This is a genomic window from Colwellia marinimaniae (assembly GCF_002207865.1).
GTDB classification, from domain to species: Bacteria; Pseudomonadota; Gammaproteobacteria; order Enterobacterales; family Alteromonadaceae; genus Colwellia; species Colwellia marinimaniae.
In genome coordinates this window covers 1-561 of record NZ_BDQM01000110.1, presented here as the reverse complement: position 1 = coordinate 561, position 561 = coordinate 1, and the positions used below count along the sequence as shown (strand labels likewise).

Here is a 561-nt window from a genome sequence, read left to right as displayed (position 1 = left end):
CGAAATACTTTTGCTAAGTTATTCGCGTTAAACAGGTACGTTCCCGTTTTTTTCTTCCAACACTTGTGTTTTTTATCTACACCTCCCGCAGGCACAACAAAGTGGAGATGAGGATGAAACTTCAGTTGTCGTGAGTGCGTGTGCAATACCGCGAGTAAGCCATTGACGTCACCTAAACGTTTATCACGTTTAAAGAAGGCGTCGAGGGTGTGTTTTGCGGCTTCAAACATTGCTTGATAAGCCCATTTTTGATGAGTCCAAACAAAGTGGCGCAATTGATAAGGTAAGGTGAAGGTCACCAGATAATAATCAACGGGCAATAACTTTTGTCGTTGCAAATTAAGCCAATTACTGTTGGCTTGGTGCTGGCAAGCAGGGCAATGTCGGTGACCACAGGAGGGGTATAACGTGCTATTCGCCCCGCAATTGTCACAATGATATAACATGGCTCCTGCTTGTGGTGTATGGCAGGAAATTATTTGCCTGAGCGCAAACTCGCGCCACGCTCAAGCATGTGAGTAGCAATCGAATGTCGCAGGGTATGAACGTGAACATTTTTAG

General features: G+C 45.1%; 1 pseudogene. It reads right to left on the bottom strand.

From position 1 onward, the window contains the following. Positions 1-491: pseudogene (locus MTCD1_RS18405) on the bottom strand (IS91 family transposase); the annotation flags it as partial. Positions 492-561: the final 70 nt, after the last annotated feature.